The organism is Methylosinus sp. R-45379 (assembly GCF_001644125.1).
Classification (GTDB): domain Bacteria; phylum Pseudomonadota; class Alphaproteobacteria; order Rhizobiales; family Beijerinckiaceae; genus Methylosinus.
In genome coordinates, this window is the sequence record NZ_LUUM01000264.1 from 1 (window position 1) to 18,230 (window position 18,230).

At 65.7% G+C, this 18,230-nt stretch carries 19 protein-coding genes; 14 read left to right on the top strand and 5 right to left on the bottom strand.

Going from position 1 to position 18,230, the window contains the following annotated elements; genetic code table 11:
* Positions 1 to 133: 133 nt before the first annotated feature.
* Together A1351_RS15530 and A1351_RS15535 are read right to left on the bottom strand one after the other, a co-directional pair.
* The gene (locus A1351_RS15530) at positions 134 to 493 is read right to left on the bottom strand and encodes a response regulator (RefSeq protein ID WP_024879034.1); all 360 of its coding nucleotides are present in this window, start codon (positions 491 to 493) and stop codon (positions 134 to 136) included.
* Positions 494 to 2,575, bottom strand: a complete 2,082-nt coding sequence (locus A1351_RS15535) for an HWE histidine kinase domain-containing protein (RefSeq protein ID WP_024879035.1) — start codon at positions 2,573 to 2,575, stop codon at positions 494 to 496.
* 145 nt (positions 2,576 to 2,720) lie between these two features.
* Between A1351_RS15535 and ftsY the strand changes: the two genes are divergently transcribed.
* From ftsY to A1351_RS15565, 6 genes are all read left to right on the top strand, one after another.
* Positions 2,721 to 3,761 (top strand): signal recognition particle-docking protein FtsY, encoded by a 1,041-nt coding sequence (gene ftsY / locus A1351_RS15540; RefSeq protein ID WP_024879036.1) that lies wholly within the window; start codon positions 2,721 to 2,723, stop codon positions 3,759 to 3,761.
* Positions 3,758 to 4,366, top strand: a complete 609-nt coding sequence (locus tag A1351_RS15545) for a septation protein A (protein WP_024879037.1) — start codon at positions 3,758 to 3,760, stop codon at positions 4,364 to 4,366. Before ftsY ends, A1351_RS15545 begins: the two co-directional genes overlap by 4 nt.
* Before the next feature lie 141 nt (positions 4,367 to 4,507).
* Entirely contained in the window at positions 4,508 to 4,663 is a 156-nt protein-coding gene (locus tag A1351_RS15550) for a hypothetical protein (protein WP_157096327.1), read from the top strand.
* Between the two features lie 77 nt (positions 4,664 to 4,740).
* A complete protein-coding gene (locus tag A1351_RS15555; protein ID WP_024879039.1) occupies positions 4,741 to 5,448 on the top strand; it encodes a thioredoxin domain-containing protein in 708 nt (235 codons plus the stop codon).
* Positions 5,449 to 5,487: 39 nt separating this feature from the next.
* Positions 5,488 to 5,943 (top strand): DsrE family protein, encoded by a 456-nt coding sequence (locus tag A1351_RS15560; protein ID WP_026597985.1) that lies wholly within the window; start codon positions 5,488 to 5,490, stop codon positions 5,941 to 5,943.
* Between the two features lie 107 nt (positions 5,944 to 6,050).
* Complete coding sequence (locus A1351_RS15565; protein ID WP_036309309.1) at positions 6,051 to 6,410, top strand: glyoxalase/bleomycin resistance/extradiol dioxygenase family protein; 360 nt, start codon at positions 6,051 to 6,053, stop codon at positions 6,408 to 6,410.
* Between the two features lie 16 nt (positions 6,411 to 6,426).
* Here A1351_RS15565 and A1351_RS15570 read toward each other — a convergent pair whose 3' ends face one another.
* Positions 6,427 to 6,738 carry a putative quinol monooxygenase gene (locus tag A1351_RS15570; RefSeq protein WP_026597987.1) on the bottom strand — a complete coding sequence of 104 codons (312 nt, stop codon included), beginning with the start codon at positions 6,736 to 6,738 and terminating at the stop codon, positions 6,427 to 6,429.
* A 136-nt stretch (positions 6,739 to 6,874) separates the two neighbouring features.
* Here A1351_RS15570 and A1351_RS15575 point away from each other — a divergent pair, with 136 nt between their 5' ends.
* Positions 6,875 to 7,981 carry an endonuclease/exonuclease/phosphatase family protein gene (locus A1351_RS15575; protein ID WP_024879043.1) on the top strand — a complete coding sequence of 369 codons (1,107 nt, stop codon included), beginning with the start codon at positions 6,875 to 6,877 and terminating at the stop codon, positions 7,979 to 7,981.
* A 184-nt stretch (positions 7,982 to 8,165) separates the two neighbouring features.
* Positions 8,166 to 9,596 carry an ATP-binding protein gene (locus tag A1351_RS15580; protein ID WP_036308690.1) on the top strand — a complete coding sequence of 477 codons (1,431 nt, stop codon included), beginning with the start codon at positions 8,166 to 8,168 and terminating at the stop codon, positions 9,594 to 9,596.
* Positions 9,597 to 9,676: 80 nt separating this feature from the next.
* Here A1351_RS15580 and A1351_RS15585 read toward each other — a convergent pair whose 3' ends face one another.
* The gene (locus A1351_RS15585; RefSeq protein ID WP_024879045.1) at positions 9,677 to 10,138 is read right to left on the bottom strand and encodes a hypothetical protein; all 462 of its coding nucleotides are present in this window, start codon (positions 10,136 to 10,138) and stop codon (positions 9,677 to 9,679) included.
* A 352-nt stretch (positions 10,139 to 10,490) separates the two neighbouring features.
* Between A1351_RS15585 and A1351_RS15590 the strand changes: the two genes are divergently transcribed.
* The 3 genes from A1351_RS15590 (at position 10,491) to A1351_RS15600 (ending at position 12,598) form a co-directional block, all read left to right on the top strand.
* A complete protein-coding gene (locus A1351_RS15590) occupies positions 10,491 to 11,366 on the top strand; it encodes a L,D-transpeptidase (protein ID WP_064033409.1) in 876 nt (291 codons plus the stop codon).
* 127 nt (positions 11,367 to 11,493) lie between these two features.
* The gene (locus A1351_RS15595; protein ID WP_024879047.1) at positions 11,494 to 11,637 is read left to right on the top strand and encodes a hypothetical protein; all 144 of its coding nucleotides are present in this window, start codon (positions 11,494 to 11,496) and stop codon (positions 11,635 to 11,637) included.
* A 10-nt stretch (positions 11,638 to 11,647) separates the two neighbouring features.
* Positions 11,648 to 12,598 (top strand): site-specific tyrosine recombinase XerD, encoded by a 951-nt coding sequence (locus A1351_RS15600; RefSeq protein WP_064033410.1) that lies wholly within the window; start codon positions 11,648 to 11,650, stop codon positions 12,596 to 12,598.
* A 64-nt stretch (positions 12,599 to 12,662) separates the two neighbouring features.
* Here the strand turns inward: A1351_RS15600 and A1351_RS15605 are convergent, their stop codons facing one another.
* Entirely contained in the window at positions 12,663 to 13,541 is an 879-nt protein-coding gene (locus tag A1351_RS15605; protein ID WP_064033411.1) for an alpha/beta fold hydrolase, read from the bottom strand.
* Between the two features lie 343 nt (positions 13,542 to 13,884).
* Here A1351_RS15605 and sucD point away from each other — a divergent pair, with 343 nt between their 5' ends.
* The 3 genes from sucD to A1351_RS15620 all read left to right on the top strand — a co-directional run.
* On the top strand, positions 13,885 to 14,769 hold the full coding sequence (sucD, locus tag A1351_RS15610; RefSeq protein ID WP_064033412.1) for a succinate--CoA ligase subunit alpha: 885 nt from the start codon (positions 13,885 to 13,887) through the stop codon (positions 14,767 to 14,769).
* Between the two features lie 136 nt (positions 14,770 to 14,905).
* On the top strand, positions 14,906 to 17,941 hold the full coding sequence (locus A1351_RS15615; RefSeq protein ID WP_024879051.1) for a 2-oxoglutarate dehydrogenase E1 component: 3,036 nt from the start codon (positions 14,906 to 14,908) through the stop codon (positions 17,939 to 17,941).
* Positions 17,942 to 17,943: 2 nt separating this feature from the next.
* On the top strand, positions 17,944 to 18,230 hold a 287-nt coding region (locus tag A1351_RS15620; protein ID WP_305791305.1), incomplete at its 3' end, for a biotin/lipoyl-containing protein.

The window sequence follows — 18,230 nt, forward strand, 5'->3', positions numbered from 1 at the left end:
ACCACCACCACCACCATCATCATCATCGCTGACGATCACGGCGGGGAGGCGCTCGGCTTCGGGCGCCTCGGCCTCGCTCGGACGCGCCCGCGCCGCCGGAACGCCGAACCGGCGTCCGCTTCGGCTGGAAGCTCTAGCGCCCGAGATCGCGTATGCGCGAGGTCAGCTCGTCCTGGTCATAGGGCTTGGCGAGGAAGGGCGCGCCGCAGAGCGGCTCCGGCAATTGCCGCTGCAGATATCCCGACAGCACGAAGAAGGGGAGATTGCGCGCCCTCAGCGCGTCGGCGATGCTGGCGCTGCTGGCGCCGCGCAGATTGGCGTCGAGGATCACGCCGTCTATGTCCTCGTCCTCGAGCAGCTTCAAGGCCTCGTCCACCGAGCTCGCCGTGCCTCCGATCTCATATCCGACCTCCTCGACGACGAAGCAGAGATCGGCGGCGATGGCCGGCTCGTCCTCGACGACGAGAATGCGGATCGGCTCGTTACCCTTCATCTAATCCTCTCCTTGCGCGGGCTCGATGACATTGTCGAGCGGAGCGCTCACCTTCCAGACGACGCCGCTCGGCGCATAGTCGAGCGTCACCTGTCCGCCGAGCGCATGTTTGGCCATTTGCAGAATCACCATATGGCCGAAGCCGTGACGCTTGGGCGCGACGACGGTCGGGCCGCCGCTCTCGCGCCACTCCATCTCGAAATGCGGCGCATCGCCCTCGCCGACGACGCCGAAGGCGATATGCACGACGCCCGTGTCATTGGAGAGCGCGCCATATTTGCCGGCATTGGTGGCGAGCTCGTGCAGCGCCATGCCGATGGCCTGGCTCGCCGCCGGCTTCACCACCGTCGTCGGCCCCTCCATGCAGATGCGCGAGCCGAACAGATCGCGGAAATGGGCGAGCTGCGAGCGCGTCAGCGCATGCAGCTCGACGCCGCGCCATTCGTTCTGCACCAATAGATCATGGCTCGCGCCGAGCGCCGCTATGCGCTGATCGAAGCGCTGCGCGAAGGCGATGGGCGAGTCGCGCCGCGCCGTCTGCCGCGCCACGGCGCGCACGACGGTGAGGAGATTCTTGGCGCGATGCGTGACCTCGCGCAGCAGCAGCTCGACGCGCTCCTGCGCGTGCTTGCGCTCGGTGATGTCCTGAATCGTGCTGCGCAATCCGACGATGGCGTCGCGCTCGTCGCGCACCGCCTCGCCGCGAATGGTGACATGAATGGCGACGCCGTCGGCGCGATGCGCGGGCAGGTCGAGCTCGAAGCCTTCGCCGGTGCGCAAGGTCTCGCTGGTCGCGGCGTCGAGCCGCTCCCAATCGGCGGGGGCGTAGAGCAGGCCCTTCTGCTCTGCAAAGCTCGGCGGCGGCGCATCGGGGTCGAGGCCGAAGATGCGCGCGATATAAGGCGAGGCGCCGCCGCGATCGTCATGGCGTCCGCTCCAGCGCCAGCTGCCGATGCGGCCGAGCCTCTGCGCCTCGCGCAGCTCGGCCTCGGTTCGCTGCAGCGCCAGCTCGCGCACGCGGATTTCCTCGGCGCGCTCCCGCTCGGCCGCATAGGCGCGGGCGTCGGTCATCGAGGAGGCGATTTTCGCGGCGACGCGATCGAGGAAATAGGCATAGGCGGCGTCGAGCCGCTTGAACGGATTGATGGCGGCGATCAGCGCCGCAGCGGCGCGGTCCTGGCCGAGCAGCACGATGGGAAAGAGCACGGCTTCATCCGCCGCCGCCGGCCAGGGGCCGCAAGGCGGCTCGCCGAAGCGCGCGTCGATCGTGCGAATGGCGACGCGCCCCGGCGTCAGCCGCGCGACCTCGGCGAGGCCCCAAATGTCGCCGCGGATCGGATCGGGATCGCCGAGCGGGATGCGAAGCGGCGCGATGTGGCCGCCCGGACGCACGCCGGTCGCCGCCATCAGCTCCGCCTCGCCGCGCTCATGGTCGAAGCGATAGATGGCGGAGAAGGGCAGGTCATAGCCATTGACGGCGAGCACGCTGGCGGCGAGGCGGCAGGCCTCGCCCTCGTTCTCGGCCCGGCTCAGCGCGGCGAGATCGCGCAATGTGCGCAGCCGCCGCTCGCCGATGACGCGGTCGGTCGTCTCCACCACCGGGCAGAAGACGCCGCCTATGCCGCCGTCGTCATCGGGGATAGGGCTGTAGGAGAAGGTGAAATAGCCTTCGTCGCGGCGGCCGTTGCGGATCATGTGCAGCTGCAGATCTTCCGAGCGCGTCGGCGCGCCGTCGGTGAACGCGCCCTGCAGCATGGGGCCGATGACATCCCAGACTTCCGGCCACACCTCGCGGGCCGGCCGGCCGAGCGCGCGTGGATGCTTGTCGGCGAGCAGGCCGTGATAGGCGTCGTTATAGAGAAGGCAGAGCTCGCCGCCCCAGAAGATGGCGATGGGAAAGGCGCTGTTGAGGCAAATCTCCAGCGCTACGCGCAGGCGCTTCGGCCAAGTCTGAGGCATGCCGAGCGGCGACCGCGCCCAATTGGCGGCGGCGATGGCCGCCGCTGTCTCGCTGTCTCCGAAGAAAAATTGTCCGCCGGATCGCCTCTCCGAGACGTCGATCCAGGCTGCGCCGGCTGTCACTGCGACGACCCCGGGTCGTTCGAGGCCAGCCCCCCACGTCTCATATCGAGCCGCCATTCGGCCGCTTCAACCCCGGCGCGGCGAAACGCGCCGCTGGCTCTCCGGCGCGCCCTGGTGTAGCAATCGGCCGCGACCGCGAGGTACCATGAGCGAAGCCGAAGAAAAAAAGGGACTCTTCGCGCGGCTGTTCGGCCGTGGAGGAACGCCCGCCGAAGAAGCCGGCGCAGATCGTCCGAAAAAGCGTTCCTGGTGGGAGCGGCTGACCGGGGGGCTATCGCGCTCCTCGCAGGCCATCGTCCAGGGCATTTCCGATCTCTTCAGCAAGCGCAAGCTCGACGCGCTCACGCTCGAGGAGCTCGAGGATGTGCTGATCCGCGCCGATTTGGGCGTTGCCGCCGCGCAGCGCATCTCCGGCAAGGTCGGCGCGGCGCGCTATGAGAAGACCATCGGCCCGGACGAGGTGCGCGCCATTCTGGCGGAGGAGGTCGAGCGCGTGCTCGAGCCGGTCGCGCGCCCCTTCGAGCTGGATCAGACCAAGAAGCCGTTCATCGTGCTCGTCGTCGGCGTCAATGGCTCGGGCAAGACGACGACCATCGCCAAGCTCGCCGCCAAATGGACCGGCGAGGGCAAGAAGGTGATGCTCGCCGCCGGCGACACTTTCCGCGCCGCCGCCGTGGAGCAGCTCCGCATCTGGGGCGAAAGGCTCAACTCGCCCGTATGTTACGCGCCGGAGGGCGCCGACGCCGCCGGCCTCGCCTTCGACGCCATCAAATCGGCGCGCGAGCGCGATTCCGACATTCTGCTGATGGACACGGCCGGCCGGCTGCAGAACCGCGCCGAGCTGATGGCCGAGCTCGCCAAGATCGTCCGCGTGATGAAAAAGGCCGAGCCGGAGGCGCCGCACGCCGTTCTGCTGGTGCTGGACGCGACCGTCGGGCAGAACGCGATCGCCCAGGTCGACGCCTTCGAGCGAACGGCCGGCGTCACCGGCCTGGTGATGACCAAGCTCGACGGCACGGCGCGCGGCGGCATTCTCGTGGCCATCGCCGAGAAATACGGCCTGCCCATTCACTTCATCGGCGTCGGCGAAGGCTCGGACGATCTCGAGCCCTTCACCGCGCGCGATTTCGCCCGCGCCATCGCCGGGCTCGACTCCGAAGCCGAGGCGGGCGAGCAAAGCTCATGACAGAAGAAACGACCGCAGCGCCCGCCAAGAGGCGCCTTCACCCGGGATTGAAATTCGCGCTGGAGATGGGGCCGCTGGTCCTGTTCTTCATCGTCAATCAGAAGTTCGGCATCTTCCAGGCGACGGCGGCGCTGATGGTCGCCGTGGTGGCGACGCTCGCCGTCTCCTATTCCATCACGCGCCATTTGCCGACCATGCCGATGGTCACGGCGATCTTCGTGCTCGTCTTCGGCTCGCTGACCTTTTTTCTGCAGGACGAGAATTTCATCAAGCTGAAGGTGACGATTCTCTACGCTCTGTTCGGCTCGGCGCTGCTCGGCGCGCTGTGGTTCGACAAGCTGCTGCTGCCGGCGGTGTTCGAATCCGCCTTTCGGCTGGACGACGCCGGCTGGCGCAAGCTCACCTGGCGCTGGGCGCTTTTCTTCTTCTTCCTTGCCGCGCTCAACGAATTCGTGCGGCGCGGCTTTCCGACCGACGTCTGGGTGAATTTCAAGGTCTTCGGCATTTTGCCGCTGACGCTGCTCTACGCTCTGTCGCAAATCCCGCTGATGATGCGCCACGAGCTGAAGGAGGACGCCGGCGAGGAGCCGGACAGTCACTTCTAGAGCGCTCTCGGCCTCCTGATTCTCTACTCTTTCTCGTCCGGCGCGCTTTGTGCGGTCTCGCACAGGCGCCCCCGGACGGCGGCGCTAATTGTCATGGCGTTCGCCGCCGATGCGGCTGTTCCGACGAGAAGGAAGCCCGCCATGACCGAGTTCGCCCAGCTCTTCGCCGCTCTCGTGGCCGCGATCGTCATCGGCGCCGCTTTCTCGCTGCTCGATGCGGACGCGGCCGTCGCCTCGGCGCCGGCGGGCGCGGGGGCCGTCCATTCGGTACTCTGCGGTGGCGGCTGGTGCGGCTGAAGGCCGCCGTGCGCACACCCTAAAATCGCTTCTTTCTGTGCTAGCCGGGATGCGATCTCGATGAGGAGCGCTTTCTTATGGCCGAATATAAATTGCTTTCGTCGCTCAGCCGCCGCGTGCTGCTCGGCTCGCTCGCCGCAATGGCGGGGGGCGCGGCCTTCCGCCCCGCTCGGGCGCAGGAGAACAGCCTCTTTCCGATCATGGCCGACGATGGTCAGCCGATCGCCAATTATCGTCTGCCCTCGGAAGTCTCGCCCGCCGATCTTCCGGGCCTGCTCTGGCATGGGCCGGCCACCGCCGATGTGGTCGTGTTCGAGTTCTTCGACTATAATTGCCCCTATTGCCGCAAGGCCGCGGGCGATCTCGACGCGCTCGTCGCCAAGGACAAGAATCTGCGGCTCGGGCTCGCCGACAACGCCACGCTCGGCCTCGGCTCCTTTCTGTCCGCGCGGGTGAAGCAGGCGGTGCTGCGCCTCTATGGCCCGGAGCGCGCCTATCAGTTCCATAAGCAATTATTCGCGCATCGCGGCGCCATTGACGGGATCTCCGCTCTCGCGGTCGCCAAAGCCATGGGTCTCGATACGTCCAAGATCGAGGAATCGGCGAATTCGGAGATGATCGGCGGCGTGGTGAAGCGCCATGTCCAGCTCGGCGCCGATCTCGGCTTCGCGGCCTCGCCGTCCTTCGCCGTGAGCTCGGTCGGCGTGCTCGGCTATCCCGGCCCCAAATCGATGGCGCGCATGATCGCCGCCAGCCGCAAATGCGACGCGCCGGTCTGCGGCTGATTCAAGGCCGAGCGGATCGGCGTTCGAGCGAGGACGAGGATGATGAAATATGCGTTGACGATCGTGCTGACGGTCTTGGCGGCGGGCCTCGGCGGGCGCTCCATGGCGGAGCCCGCGGATTATTACAAGGATCAGAAGGTTGTCTATCACAATGACGGCGGCGGCCCGGACAATGTCGCCTATTTCAAGCGCATGCTCAATTCGATCAAGAACCACATAGAGGCGGTCGGCAAGGATCATGTCGAAATTCGCGTCGTCGATCATGCGAGCGGCGTCGAAATGTTTCAGATCGCCAGGGCCGACAAGGAGATCGCCGCGCGGCTCGACGCGTTGAAGGCGCAAGGCGTGCGCTTTCTCGTCTGCGCCAATACGCTTCGTGAGCGCAACATCGATCCATCTACGCTCTATGGCGTGACCGAGCGCGACATCGTTCCGAGCGGCGTCGCAGAACTCGCACGGCTGCAGGGCATGGGCTTCGTCTATATTCATTTGTGAGCGGACGCGGGAGGTCGCGAGCGCTATCGGACTAGACTTTCGCGGCGATCTCCCGCAACCTCGAAGAATATCCGGCGTCGGGCCGGATAGATTTCGAGATGCGCCGCATGACCATTCGAACCATTTCCGTTTCGCTCGCCACCGAAAATGTTTCCCGTTCCGTCAAATTCTATGTCGAGGAGCTCGGCTTCGTCTGCCTGCTCAAATTGGAGGAATTCGCGCGTGTGCGCTCGGGCGCGGCGGACATAATGCTCGTCTCGCCCAATACGCATCGCGATTGGCAGGGCCAGCAGTTCACCGGGGCCATCTATCTCGGCGTCGACAATGTCGATGAATTATGGGAACGGCTGAAGGATCGCGCGCGCATCGTCTATCCGATCGCGACCATGGATTATGGCGTGCGCGAGTTCGGCCTGCTGGACGACAGCGGCTATCAGCTCTCGCTGGCGCAGCCTGTCGCCGGCTGAGCGAGCGAGGCGCGGGTCAGACCGCCTCTTCCGCGTCGATCTCATAGGCTGCGAGCCGGCGGTCGTGAACGCCGAGCGCCTCCCACGAGTCGCGCCATTGGCGCAAATGGGCGGATTCGAAATGCGCGCTCAGCGCCGCGCGGCTCTCCCATATTTCCGTCACGCGGATGAGACCCGGCTCCAGCACGTCTTCCGCATAGGAATAGGCGAGGCAGTCCGCTTCCGCGCGGCTCGCGTGGATCATCGCCGTCATCGCCGGAAGCGCCCGCTCGAGCGCGTCCGGCGGGATACGAATGGTTCCGACGATCAGAATTCGGTTCTGCGGCATAGGAAGCCTCCATTCGTCCGCGCGAAGCGCTGTCGCATCATTGAAACAAACGTCGTGCAGTGCTTATACTTCACGACGCCGGCGTCGCCGGCCATTGTGTGAAACGGCTTTTTCGCCTTCGTCCGGGCGCTCACCTATGAAGCTCGCATCCTATAATCTCGAAAATCTCTTCCTTCGCGCTCACGCGCTGAATGGCGAAACCTGGTCCGACGGCAAGAAGGCGCTGGAGGCGCAGGCCGAGCTCTCCGCCATTCTCGGCAAGTCGGTCTATGCCGCCGCCGACAAGAAGAAGATCATCAAGCTGCTCGGCGAGCTGAAGCTCGAGAAATCCGACGACGGCGGCCCTTTCGCGATCCTGCGCCAAAATCGCGGCCATCTCGTCAAGCGCGCCAAGACCGGAATCGAGGTCGTCGCTGGCGGTCGCAACGACTGGATCGGCTGGGTCGAGCTGAAACGCGAGGAGGTGAACGAGGAGGCGACGCGCAATACGGCGCGCGTCATCATCGATATCGACGCCGATGTGCTCGGCGTCATCGAGGCGGAGAGCAGGCCGGCGCTGGTGCGTTTCAACGACAATATCATCAAGGGGGAGGGCGGAAAGCCCTACGCCCACGCCATGCTCATCGACGGCAATGACGATCGCGGCATCGACGTCGGCCTCTATGCGCGCGCGGGCTATGAGATCGTCGCCATTCACAGCCATGTCGACGACGTTGACAACACCGGCCGCATCTTCAGCCGCGATTGCGCGCATTATGAAATCCGCACGCCCAAGGGCAATTTGTTGCATCTCTTGATCAATCACTTCAAGAGCAAGGGCTTCGGCTCGCAGACGACCTCCAACGCCAAGCGCGAGCGGCAGGCGGCGCGGGTGAAGGAGATTTACGACGTGCTGAGCAAGAGCGACGAGCATGTCGCGGTCATCGGCGATTTCAACGACACGCCGGACAGCGCGCCGCTGGCCCCGCTGCTGCATCAGACCGATTTGAAGGATATCAGCGAGCACGCCGCTTTCGACGATGGCGGCCGGCCCGGCACTTTCGCCGCCGGCGCGGCGTCCAACAAGATCGACTATATTCTTCTCTCGCCGGCGCTATTCGCCGCGGCGAAAGGCGGCGGCATTTTCCGCAAGGGCGTGTGGGGCGGCAAGAACGGGACGATCTTCCCGCATTATCCGGAGATCACCAAAGCCTCGGAGGCGGCCTCCGACCATGCGGCGATCTGGGCGGATGTCGATTTGTGATCGCGATCGGCTCGCAGGCGATTCTGTGCGGAATAGCGGCGTGCGGCGCTGACAAAATCAGGAAAAACAGGAAGGATTTGTCGGGGGAATTTCCGTAGACCTTCGGCAGAGCCGCGTGGCACCGTCTCATGATCGACGAAAAGCTCGCATTTCGTCGCCGCTGTTCGCCGAGACGGAGACCGTGATGCTGCGTCGCCCTATCGACCGTCTCTCGCTCCGGGCGGGACTGAGCTGGCTCGTCGGCCTCGTTCTATCGGCGACGCTTCTGATCAATGTCGCGGTTCTCGTTCTGCACGCCGGACCGCGCATTCGAGCGGAAGACGAGACCATGCTGCGCTTGACGCATGAATTGCTCGCGACGGCTTTGGTAAGTCTTCAGGAAACGGCCGATCCAGCGCCGGCGATGCGTCGTTTCTATGAAAGTCTCGGCGCGCTTCGCCATGTCGACATCAAAATACTCGCGAATGCGGATGTGGCTTCGCTCGGCAAGCCGACGCCCAAGCGTCGCGACAGCGCCGGCGTGCCCGATTGGTTCGTGTCGCTGGTCGACGCGCCGACCCGCGTCTCGATCCTGCGCCTCGGCAGCTTGCCGACCGTGCTGATCCGCGGCGTCGACGACGGCCGCATCGCCATCGTCTCCAATCCGGTCGACGAATTGGCGGAAATCTGGTCCGATCTGTCCTGGCTCGCCTTCGTCAGCTTCGCGGCCACCTTGCTCTTCTTCGCGCTCGTTCTCTGGCTCGTCCATGTCTCGCTGGCGCCGTTCGAAGACATGCGCCGGGCGCTCGCCGATCTCGAGGCCGGCAGAACCAATGTGCGCGTCGCCCTGCGTGGCGCGAGCGAATTCCGCGGCATTTCCATTGCGTTGAACTCGCTCGCCGCGACGCTGGATCAGGTGAAGGCCGAAAATCGCGGCCTGATGGCCGAGCTGTTCAGCGTTCAGGAGAAAGAGCGGCGAGAGATCGCCCGTGATCTGCACGACGAGGCAGGCCCTTGTCTCTTCTCCATCCGGGCGGGCGTGGTCGCGCTCTCTGAGGCGGCGGCTGCTCCCATGCCGGATCTCGCGCGCTTGCGTCGTATCGGCGTCGAGATGGACGAGGCGAGCGAAGCGATGCAGGCGCTCGTCCGCGGCCTGCTCGGCCGGCTGACGCCGCGCGGGCTCGCGGAATTCGGCCTCGCCGCGGCGCTCGCCGAACTCGTCGCGTCATGGCGGTCGAAGCGACCCGATGTCGTTTGCGCCCTCGTTGCGCCGCACGATCTGTTGTCGCTCGAGGAGCCTATTCTTTCCGCCGCCTATCGCATCGTTCAGGAGGCGACGACCAATGTGTTTCGCCATTCCGGCGCGCGCCGCGCGCTGGTCGGGGTCGAATTCGCGGCGAGCGAGGAGAGCGACGGCGGCTCGGTTCTGGCGATCGTCGTGGAGGACGATGGCGTCGGAATGCCGGACCGGCCGAGCGGAGGCGGCCGCGGCCTGCTGGGGATGCGCGAGCGCGCGCAAGCGCTCGGCGGGCGGATGACTGTGGAGAATCGACCGCTTGGCGGCGCGCGAATACGCGCGTGGTTGCCTGTGCCGGACGCCGAGGAGGAGATCGAGGAAAGCGATCATCGCCCATAGGCTCGACGAAACGTCCGCGCTCACCCAGCGGGCGCGAACGCCGGTTCGGCGACCGAACATGGAAAGCTCCCGAGCCGGAGTTACCGGCTCCACTCGCGCTGATGCAGCTCCAATTCGAGATGGCGCAGGAATTTCGTATCCGGCAGCGCACGCAGCGCGTCTTCGATGCGATCGACGTCGGCGCCGTCGACATCGGCCGCAAACAGCACCATCAGGCCGCCGTCGCGGCTTTCGACGATCGCATCCTCGAGCCGCGAGACATCGCCGCCGCGCTCCCCTTTGACCACGGCGAAATCGAAGACAATCCGCAAATCGTCGGACAGCAATATGATCGCCTCGAGGCTTTCCAGCTCCGCCTCGGGCGCCTCATGGGCGAGCCGATAGGCGAATTCGGGATCGCCGGCCGCGAGGACGGCGAGCTGGAGCTCCTGGCTCCAGCCCTGCTCGCGCAGGCGGGAGAGCGCTTCGACGAGAGACAGGGGATCGGCGGGCAGGGAATGGGCGGGGAGGGAATAGGCGCGCTGCGCCATCGCTTGCGGCATAGGCGGGGCTCTCTCTTCTTCTTATTCAGCGTCGTGAGCGCTGTCTCGAGTTTGCTACAGAATGTCGCGTCGAAGGTCGTCCGGCAAGTCCCCGGCAAAAGCTGCGCCAGCCGGCGAGGGCAGATAGGGCGGGCGCGTTCCGCCGGCCGCCGTGCGCGCGGGTGTTTTCTATTCGTCAACCATAAAAATTGCTTCAGATTTACGATTAAAATTCAGGGTTTATTCTTCGCCCGGTCCAGCTAGAGCGTTTCCAGCCGAAGTGGACGCCGGTTCGGCGTGGGAAACGCGTCGAAACAGTCTAGAGCAAGATGATCGCGTCGGCCCTCGGGCGGCGCGGCGGGCGGTGCGTTTCATGTCCAGAAGAGTTTCCTGTCTCCTCGCCATCCTTCTTTCGTCTTCGGTCGGCGCAGCCGCCGCGGCTCCGCGCGTCATCACTGGGATCGGCGAGCGCGAGGCCGGTCGGCTCTTTCCGGCCGCCCCGGCCGAGGAGCCGGCGCCCGAGCCGGCCTATGTCGCTCCGCCGCCGGCCCCGGCCGCCGCTCCGCTCCCGGCCCGCGCTCCGATCGCGGCGCCGTCTCCGCCGGTCCCCGCCTATGTCGCGCCGCGACCAGCGCCGCAGCCGCGCGTCGTCACGGCGCGCGCCGAGCCGCCCGTGGCCCCCGGGGCCTATGGCGGCGGCTTTATCGAATTGCTCGTCACCGGCCAGACGCCGGAGCCGCAGCCGCAAGCGCGGCGGCGCGTCGCGGCCCTCGGCGCGGGCGAGGCCAATGTCCAACGCCAGATCGATCCGGTCTTCTTCCGCACCGAGGTCGATTACGCGGGCGCCGAGCATCCCGGCACGATCGTGATCGATTCAGAGAATAAGTTTCTCTATCTCGTGCAGGGAAGCGGGCGCGCGCTGCGCTATGGCATAGGCGTCGGCCGACCGGGCTTCACCTGGGCCGGCGTCAAGTCCATCTCACGCAAGGCCGAATGGCCGGATTGGACGCCGCCCGGCGAGATGCTCGCCCGCCGGCCCGATCTGCCGCGCCATATGGACGGCGGCCCGGCCAATCCGCTCGGCGCGCGCGCCATGTATCTCGGCTCCTCGCTCTACCGCATCCACGGCACCAACGAGCCCTACACGATCGGCCAGAATGTCTCCTCCGGCTGCATCCGCATGATGAACGACGATGTGGCCGACCTCTATGATCGCGTCCATGTCGGAACCAAGGTTGTGGTTCGTTGACTCTGGCGAGCGATCGCCGGTGGCGAAACAGCCGCCGCGCGCCTATCTCACGAGACGCGCGGACGGTTGCAAAACAACCGGCTTCGGGCGATAGCTGCCATTCGTTTTCTTCGAAAGGGGCCGATTCTTGCCCAGCCTCATCCGCTTTTTGGTCATTGTCGGCGTGCTCGTCGCCCTCGCCTATGCGGGGATGCTGGCGATCGTGGCCTATGTCTCGCCGCAGCCGCGCGAGATGACGCAGACGATCTCGCCACAGCGCCTCAACAAGTGAGACCTTCTGAATGGGCGACGGCAAGCGCCATCCGCTGATCGCCGCCTTTCTCGACATGCTGGCCGCCGAGCGCGGCGCCGTGCGCAACACGCTCGACGCCTATCGCCGCGACCTCGAAGATTATTTCGCATTTCTCGGCAAGTCCGGCGTCGATCCGCTTCGCGCCGACACGGACGGCCTGCGCGCCTATCTCGCGGCGCTGGAGGCGCGCGGCATGACCGGCGCGACCGCCGCGCGGCGGCTCTCGGCGCTGAAGCAGTTTCACAAATTCCTCTATGTCGACCGCTATCGCGCCGATGATCCGGCGGCGCCGCTCGAGGGTCCGCGTCGCCATCGCAGCGCGCCGGATATTCTCTCGGTCGACGAGGTAACGCGCCTTCTCGACACCGCGCGGGAGGGGATAGACGATGACGCCCGCCCCATGGGCGAGCGCATGCGCGCCGCGCGTCTCTACGCCGCATTGGAGACTCTCTACGCCAGCGGCTTGCGCGTGTCAGAACTCGTCTCTTTGCCGGCGAGCGCGGCGCGCGCGCGCGAGCCCTTCGTCACCGTGCGCGGCAAGGGCTCGAAAGAGCGTCTCGTCCCGCTCTCCGAGCAGGCGCGCGCGGCGCTGAACGTCTATCGCGCGCTGCTCGCCAAACATTCGCCGGGCCTCGCAGCCTCGCCCTTTCTGTTTCCGTCCGATGCGGCGGAAGGGCATCTCACGCGCCAGGCCTTCGCGCGCGATCTCAAAAGCGCGGCCGCGGCGGCAGGACTTCCCTCGCGCGACATCAGCCCGCATGGGCTGCGCCACGCCTTCGCCAGCCACCTTCTGCAAAATGGCGCAGATTTGCGCGTTGTGCAGGAATTGCTCGGCCACGCCGATATTTCGACGACGCAAATCTACACGCATGTGCTGGACGAGCGCATCCGCGCCATGGTGCGCGACCTGCATCCGTTGAATGCGGCGAATAGCGAATAGCGAATAGCGAGTGGAGAGTAGGGGGCGGTCGCCTGTGGGTGACTATTCGCTATTCGCTACTCGCTCACCCGACTCTCTCCACAAAATCCCCTATCGCCCGGATCGTCCCCTCATCCAGCAGCAGCGGCGCATGGCCTTGGCCCGGCACGGTGAGGCGCTCGAGCAGCGGATGCCCTTCGCCCATGGCGGCGAAGGTCTCCACCGAGAGAAGATCGGAACTGCCGCCGCGGATCACCAGCGTCGGAATGGCGGCCATGGCTTTCCATTCGTCGTGGAACATGATCGGCCCGCTGTCGGGGCCGACCTCGTCGAGCGTATGCGAGAGCGCGGGATCATAGCGCAGCTGTAGACGTCCGTCGGTCTCGACGAAGGTGCTGCGCGCCCATTCCTCCCATTCCGCTTGTCTGAGGCTGGGGAATTGCGGTCCGGCGATGAGCTTCAGCGCGGCGAGCGCGACCGCCATTGTGGCGGAGCCCGGCTCACGGCCGACATAACCTTTGATGCGTCGCAGCCCGCCGGCGTCCACCACCGGGCCGATGTCGTTGACGACCGCGGCCTTTAAAATCTCGGGCCTTCGCGCAGAAAAGCGCATCACATGAATGCCGCCGCGCGACGTGCCGACGAAAACCGCTTTTTCGACGCCCGCCGCCGCGAGCGTGGCCAGAATGTCGGCCTCCTCGACATCGAGGCTGTAACGCGTCCAATCCTTGTCCCAGTCGGAGAGGCCGCGGCCGCGATAGTCGAGCGCCAGCACGCGGCGTCCGCGCTCGGCCAGCGCTCGAGCGAGAGCGTCGAAATCCAACGCCGTGCGCGTGAGCCCGGCCAGGCAGACGACCGGAATGGCCGCGCCGTCGCCCGCCGGAGCGTAATCGACATAGTGGAGCCGCAGCCCATCCCCCGCAGTGAGAAATCGGCTTTCGCGCCGCACGCTCTGCTCCGCCATCCGCGCCCTCGGTTTTGGCCTCTCGCCTGTGCGGCGGGCCTTTCGCGGATATAGGCGCTGCGGCGCCGGAATGTCTTCCCCCGCCTGGGCGGCGCCTAGAAATTCTCCGGCCTTGGCGGCGGCTGCGCATTCTGCCGCTATTTCGCGCAGGAGCCGAGCCCGCTTCCGCGCCAGTCAGCCTTGATGCGCGCGTCGTTTCTCAATAATTTGCGATTACCGCTCTTCGAAACGGCAAATAGCGGGTTTCGAGTGAGCAGATCGTCGCGCCGCCCGTGTTTCGAGCGGGCGCGCTTCCCGAATAAGACTGGCGGCGCTATTGCGCCCCGACGCCCCAGGGGCTCGAATGTCCGTCCTCATCGACAAGAACACCAAGGTCATCTGTCAAGGCTTTACCGGCAAGACCGGCACTTTCCACTCGGAGCAGGCGGTGCGTTACGGCACGCTCATGGTCGGCGGCGTCTCGCCCGGCAAGGGCGGCTCGACGCATCTCGACCTTCCCGTCTTCGACACTGTGGCGCAAGCGCGGGAAAAGACCGGCGCCGACGCTTCGGTCATCTATGTGCCGCCGCCGGGCGCGGCCGACGCCATTTGCGAGGCGATCGACGCCGAGATCCCCCTCATCGTCGCCATCACCGAGGGCGTTCCGGTCCATGACATGATTCGCGTCAAGCGCGCGCTGTCGGGCTCCAAATCCCGCCTCATCGGCCCCAATTGCCCGGGCGTCGTCACCGCGGGCGAGAGCAAGATCGGCATCATGCCCGGCAATATTTTCAGCCGCGGCTCCGTCGGCGTCGTCTCGCGCTCCGGCACGCTGACTTATGAGGCCGTGTTCCAGACGACGCGCGAGGGTCTCGGCCAGACCAGCGCCGTCGGCATCGGCGGCGATCCGGTCAAGGGAACCGACTTCATCGAGGTCTTGGAGTTGTTTCTGGCCGACGAGGCCACCAAATCCATCATCATGATCGGCGAGATCGGCGGCTCCGCGGAAGAGGACGCGGCCCAATTCTTGATCGACGAGGCCAAGCGGGGCCGCAAGAAGCCGATGGTCGGCTTCATCGCGGGCCGCACCGCCCCTCCCGGGCGGCGCATGGGCCACGCCGGCGCGATCGTCTCTGGCGGCAAAGGCGACGCCGAGAGCAAGATCGCGGCGATGGAATCTGCCGGGATCGTGGTCTCGCCGTCGCCGGCTCGGCTCGGCAAGACATTGGTCGAAACGCTGAGCCGCTGAGGTTCGGCGACTATGCGCGTCGGCGAATCGCCGGCGCGTTCCCCCGAAAAAAGAGCGCGGGGCGAAATCTTTAAAGAATTGTTAAAATGATTTCGCTCAACTTCGAGAAGTTTCGGCGCTCGGGAGACTGAACAGAATGGCGCGTCTCGAGACGAATGGCGGACCGGCGGGCGGCGAACAGCAGCCCTCGCCGCGCGGGAACGCTTCTGCCCAGAACAGGCTGCTGCAGAGCGTCGACCCGAGATACCTCGAGCATCTGCTCGCGGCCTATGAGGCCGATCCGTCCTCGGTCGGCCCGGCGTGGCGCGACTATTTCGCGAGCCTCGGCGCCGACGCCGCGCTCGCGGAGGCGGGCGCGGCGGCAGGTCCGTCTTGGGCGCGGCCGGGCTGGCCGGCGACGCCCGCGGACGATCTGGTCGCGGCTCTGGGCGGCGAGGCGCCGCGTGAGACGGCCAAGTCCATGGATGGCAAGCCCGCGGCCGGCAAGGGGGCGGCAGGCGATCATGCCCCTTCGGCGGAAGAGATTCAACGCGCCGCGCGCGACAGCGTGCGCGCGCTGATGATGATACGCGCCTATCGCATGCGCGGCCATTTGCACGCCAATCTCGATCCGCTCGGTCTCGAGCAGCGCCACGACCATGGCGAGCTGCATCCCGAGACCTATGGCTTCACCGATGAGGACTATGATCGCAAGATCTTCATCGATGGCGTGATGGGCATGAAATACGCCAGCGTCTTCGAGATGGTGGCGATTCTGCGCCGCACCTATTGCGGCCCCATCGGCTATGAGTTCATGCATATCTCCAATCCGGAGGAGAAGGCCTGGATTCAAGCGCGCATCGAGGGTCCCAAGAAGGAGATCGTCTTCACCGAGGAGGGCAAGAAGGCGATTCTACGCAAGCTGGTCGAGGCGGAAGGCTTCGAGAAGTTTCTGGACGTCAAATATACGGGCACGAAGCGTTTCGGCCTCGACGGCTCGGAAGCCATCATCCCGGCGCTGGAGCAGATCATCAAGCGCGGCGGCGCGCTCGGCGCCAAGGAAATCGTGCTCGGCATGGCGCATCGCGGCCGGCTGAACATTCTCTGCCAGGTGATGGCCAAGCCGCATCGCGCTCTGTTCCACGAGTTCAAGGGCGGCTCCTTCCTGCCGGATGAGGTCGAGGGCTCGGGCGACGTCAAATATCATCTCGGCGCATCGTCCGATCGCGAGTTCGACAATAACAAGGTGCATCTCTCGCTGACGGCCAATCCGTCGCATCTCGAGATCGTCGATCCCGTGGTGCTGGGCAAGGCGCGCGCCAAGCAGGATCAATATCGCTGCACGGAGACGGATCGGCGCGAGGTGATGCCGCTGCTCATTCACGGCGACGCGGCCTTCGCCGGCCAGGGCGTCGTCGCGGAATGCTTCGGCCTCTCCGGGCTCAAGGGCCATCGCACCGGCGGCTCGGTGCATTTCATCATCAATAATCAGATCGGCTTCACCACCTATCCGCGCTACTCGCGCTCCTCGCCCTATCCGTCCGATCTCGCCAAAATGGTCGAGGCGCCGATCTTCCATGTGAATGGCGACGATCCGGAGGCGGTCGTCTATGCTGCGCGCATAGCGACGGAGTTTCGGCAGCAGTTCCACAAGCCCGTCGTCATCGACATGTGGTGCTATCGCCGCTTCGGCCACAATGAGGGCGACGAGCCGGCCTTCACCCAGCCGCTGATGTACAAGAAAATCCGCGCGCATAAGACGACGCTCGAGCTCTATAGCGAGAAGCTGATCGCCGAAGGGGTGATGACGCGCGAGGAGGTCGACGCGGTCAAGAACGAATGGCGCCAGCGCCTCGAGCAGGAGATGGAGGCGTCGCAATCCTACAAGCCCAATAAGGCCGATTGGCTCGACGGGCGTTGGGCGGGCGTGAAGCCCGGCTATCAATCCTCCGAGGACGAGCGGCGCGGCAAGACCGGCGTGCCGGTGGAGAGCCTGCGCCGCATCGGCATGGAGCTGACCAAGGTTCCGCAGAGTTTCCACATTCACCGCACCATCCAGCGCTTCCTCGACGCGCGCCGCACGGCGATCTCGAGCGGCGCCGGCATAGATTGGGCGACGGCCGAGGCGCTGGCCTTCGGCTCGCTGCTGGCGGAAGGCTATAATGTCCGCCTCTCCGGCCAGGACAGCGAGCGCGGCACCTTCTCGCAGCGCCATTCCGTGCTGATCGATCAGGAGGACGAATCCCGCTATCTGCCGCTCGACCATGTCGGCGTGGGGCAGGGCCGTTACGAGGTCATCAATTCGATGCTCTCGGAAGAGGCGGTGCTCGGCTTCGAATATGGCTATTCGCTCGCCGAGCCGCGCTCGCTGGTTCTGTGGGAGGCGCAATTCGGCGATTTCGCCAATGGCGCGCAGGTGGTCTTCGATCAGTTCCTCTCCGCGGGCGAGCGCAAATGGCTGCGCATGTCCGGCCTCGTCTGCCTGCTGCCGCATGGCTATGAGGGGCAGGGGCCGGAGCATTCTTCCGCGCGGCTCGAGCGCTATCTGCAGCTCTGCGCGGAGGATAATCTGCAAGTCGCCAATTGCTCGACGCCGGCCAATTACTTCCACATTCTGCGTCGGCAGCTACATCGCGACATTCGCAAGCCGCTGGTGCTGATGACGCCGAAATCGCTGCTGCGCCACAAGCGCTGCGTCTCGCGTCTCGATGAGATGGGCGAGGGGACAATGTTCCATCGCTTCATCTCGGACGACGCCGAGCTGCAGCCGTCGGACAAGTTCCGGCTCGCGCCCGACGACAAGATCGCGCGCGTGATCCTGTGCTCCGGCAAGGTCTATTACGATCTGTTGGAGGAGCGCGAGTCGCGCGGCGTCAACGACGTCTATCTCCTGCGCGTCGAGCAGCTCTATCCCTTCCCGCTGAAGGGGCTGGTGACGATGATGTCGCGCTTCAAGCAGGCCGATATCTTCTGGTGCCAGGAGGAGCCCAAGAATATGGGCGCCTGGTCCTTCGTCGAGCCCTATCTGGAATGGGTGCTGACGCAAGTCGGCGGCAAGTCCAAACGCGCTCGCTACATCGGCCGGCCGGCTTCGGCCTCGACGGCGGCGGGCACTATGTCCAAGCATCAGGCGCAGCTGCGGGCCTTCCTCGACGAGGCTTTTGCGACGCGCATTTCTCTCGCGGCGGAGTGATCATGACGGAAATTCGCGTTCCGACCCTGGGCGAGTCGGTGAGCGAGGCGACGATCGGCCGCTGGTTCAAAAAGCCCGGCGACGCCGTCGCGGCGGATGAGGCGCTGGTCGAGCTCGAGACCGACAAGGTGACGCTAGAGGTGAACGCCCCCGCTGCTGGCGTGCTGACCGATGTCGTCGCCAAGGATGGCGAGACGGTCACGCCCGGCGCGCTGCTGGGGCAGATCGCCGAAGGCGCCACGGCCGCCGCGCCGCGTCCGGCTCCCGCCGCGCCCATCGTCGCGCCGCC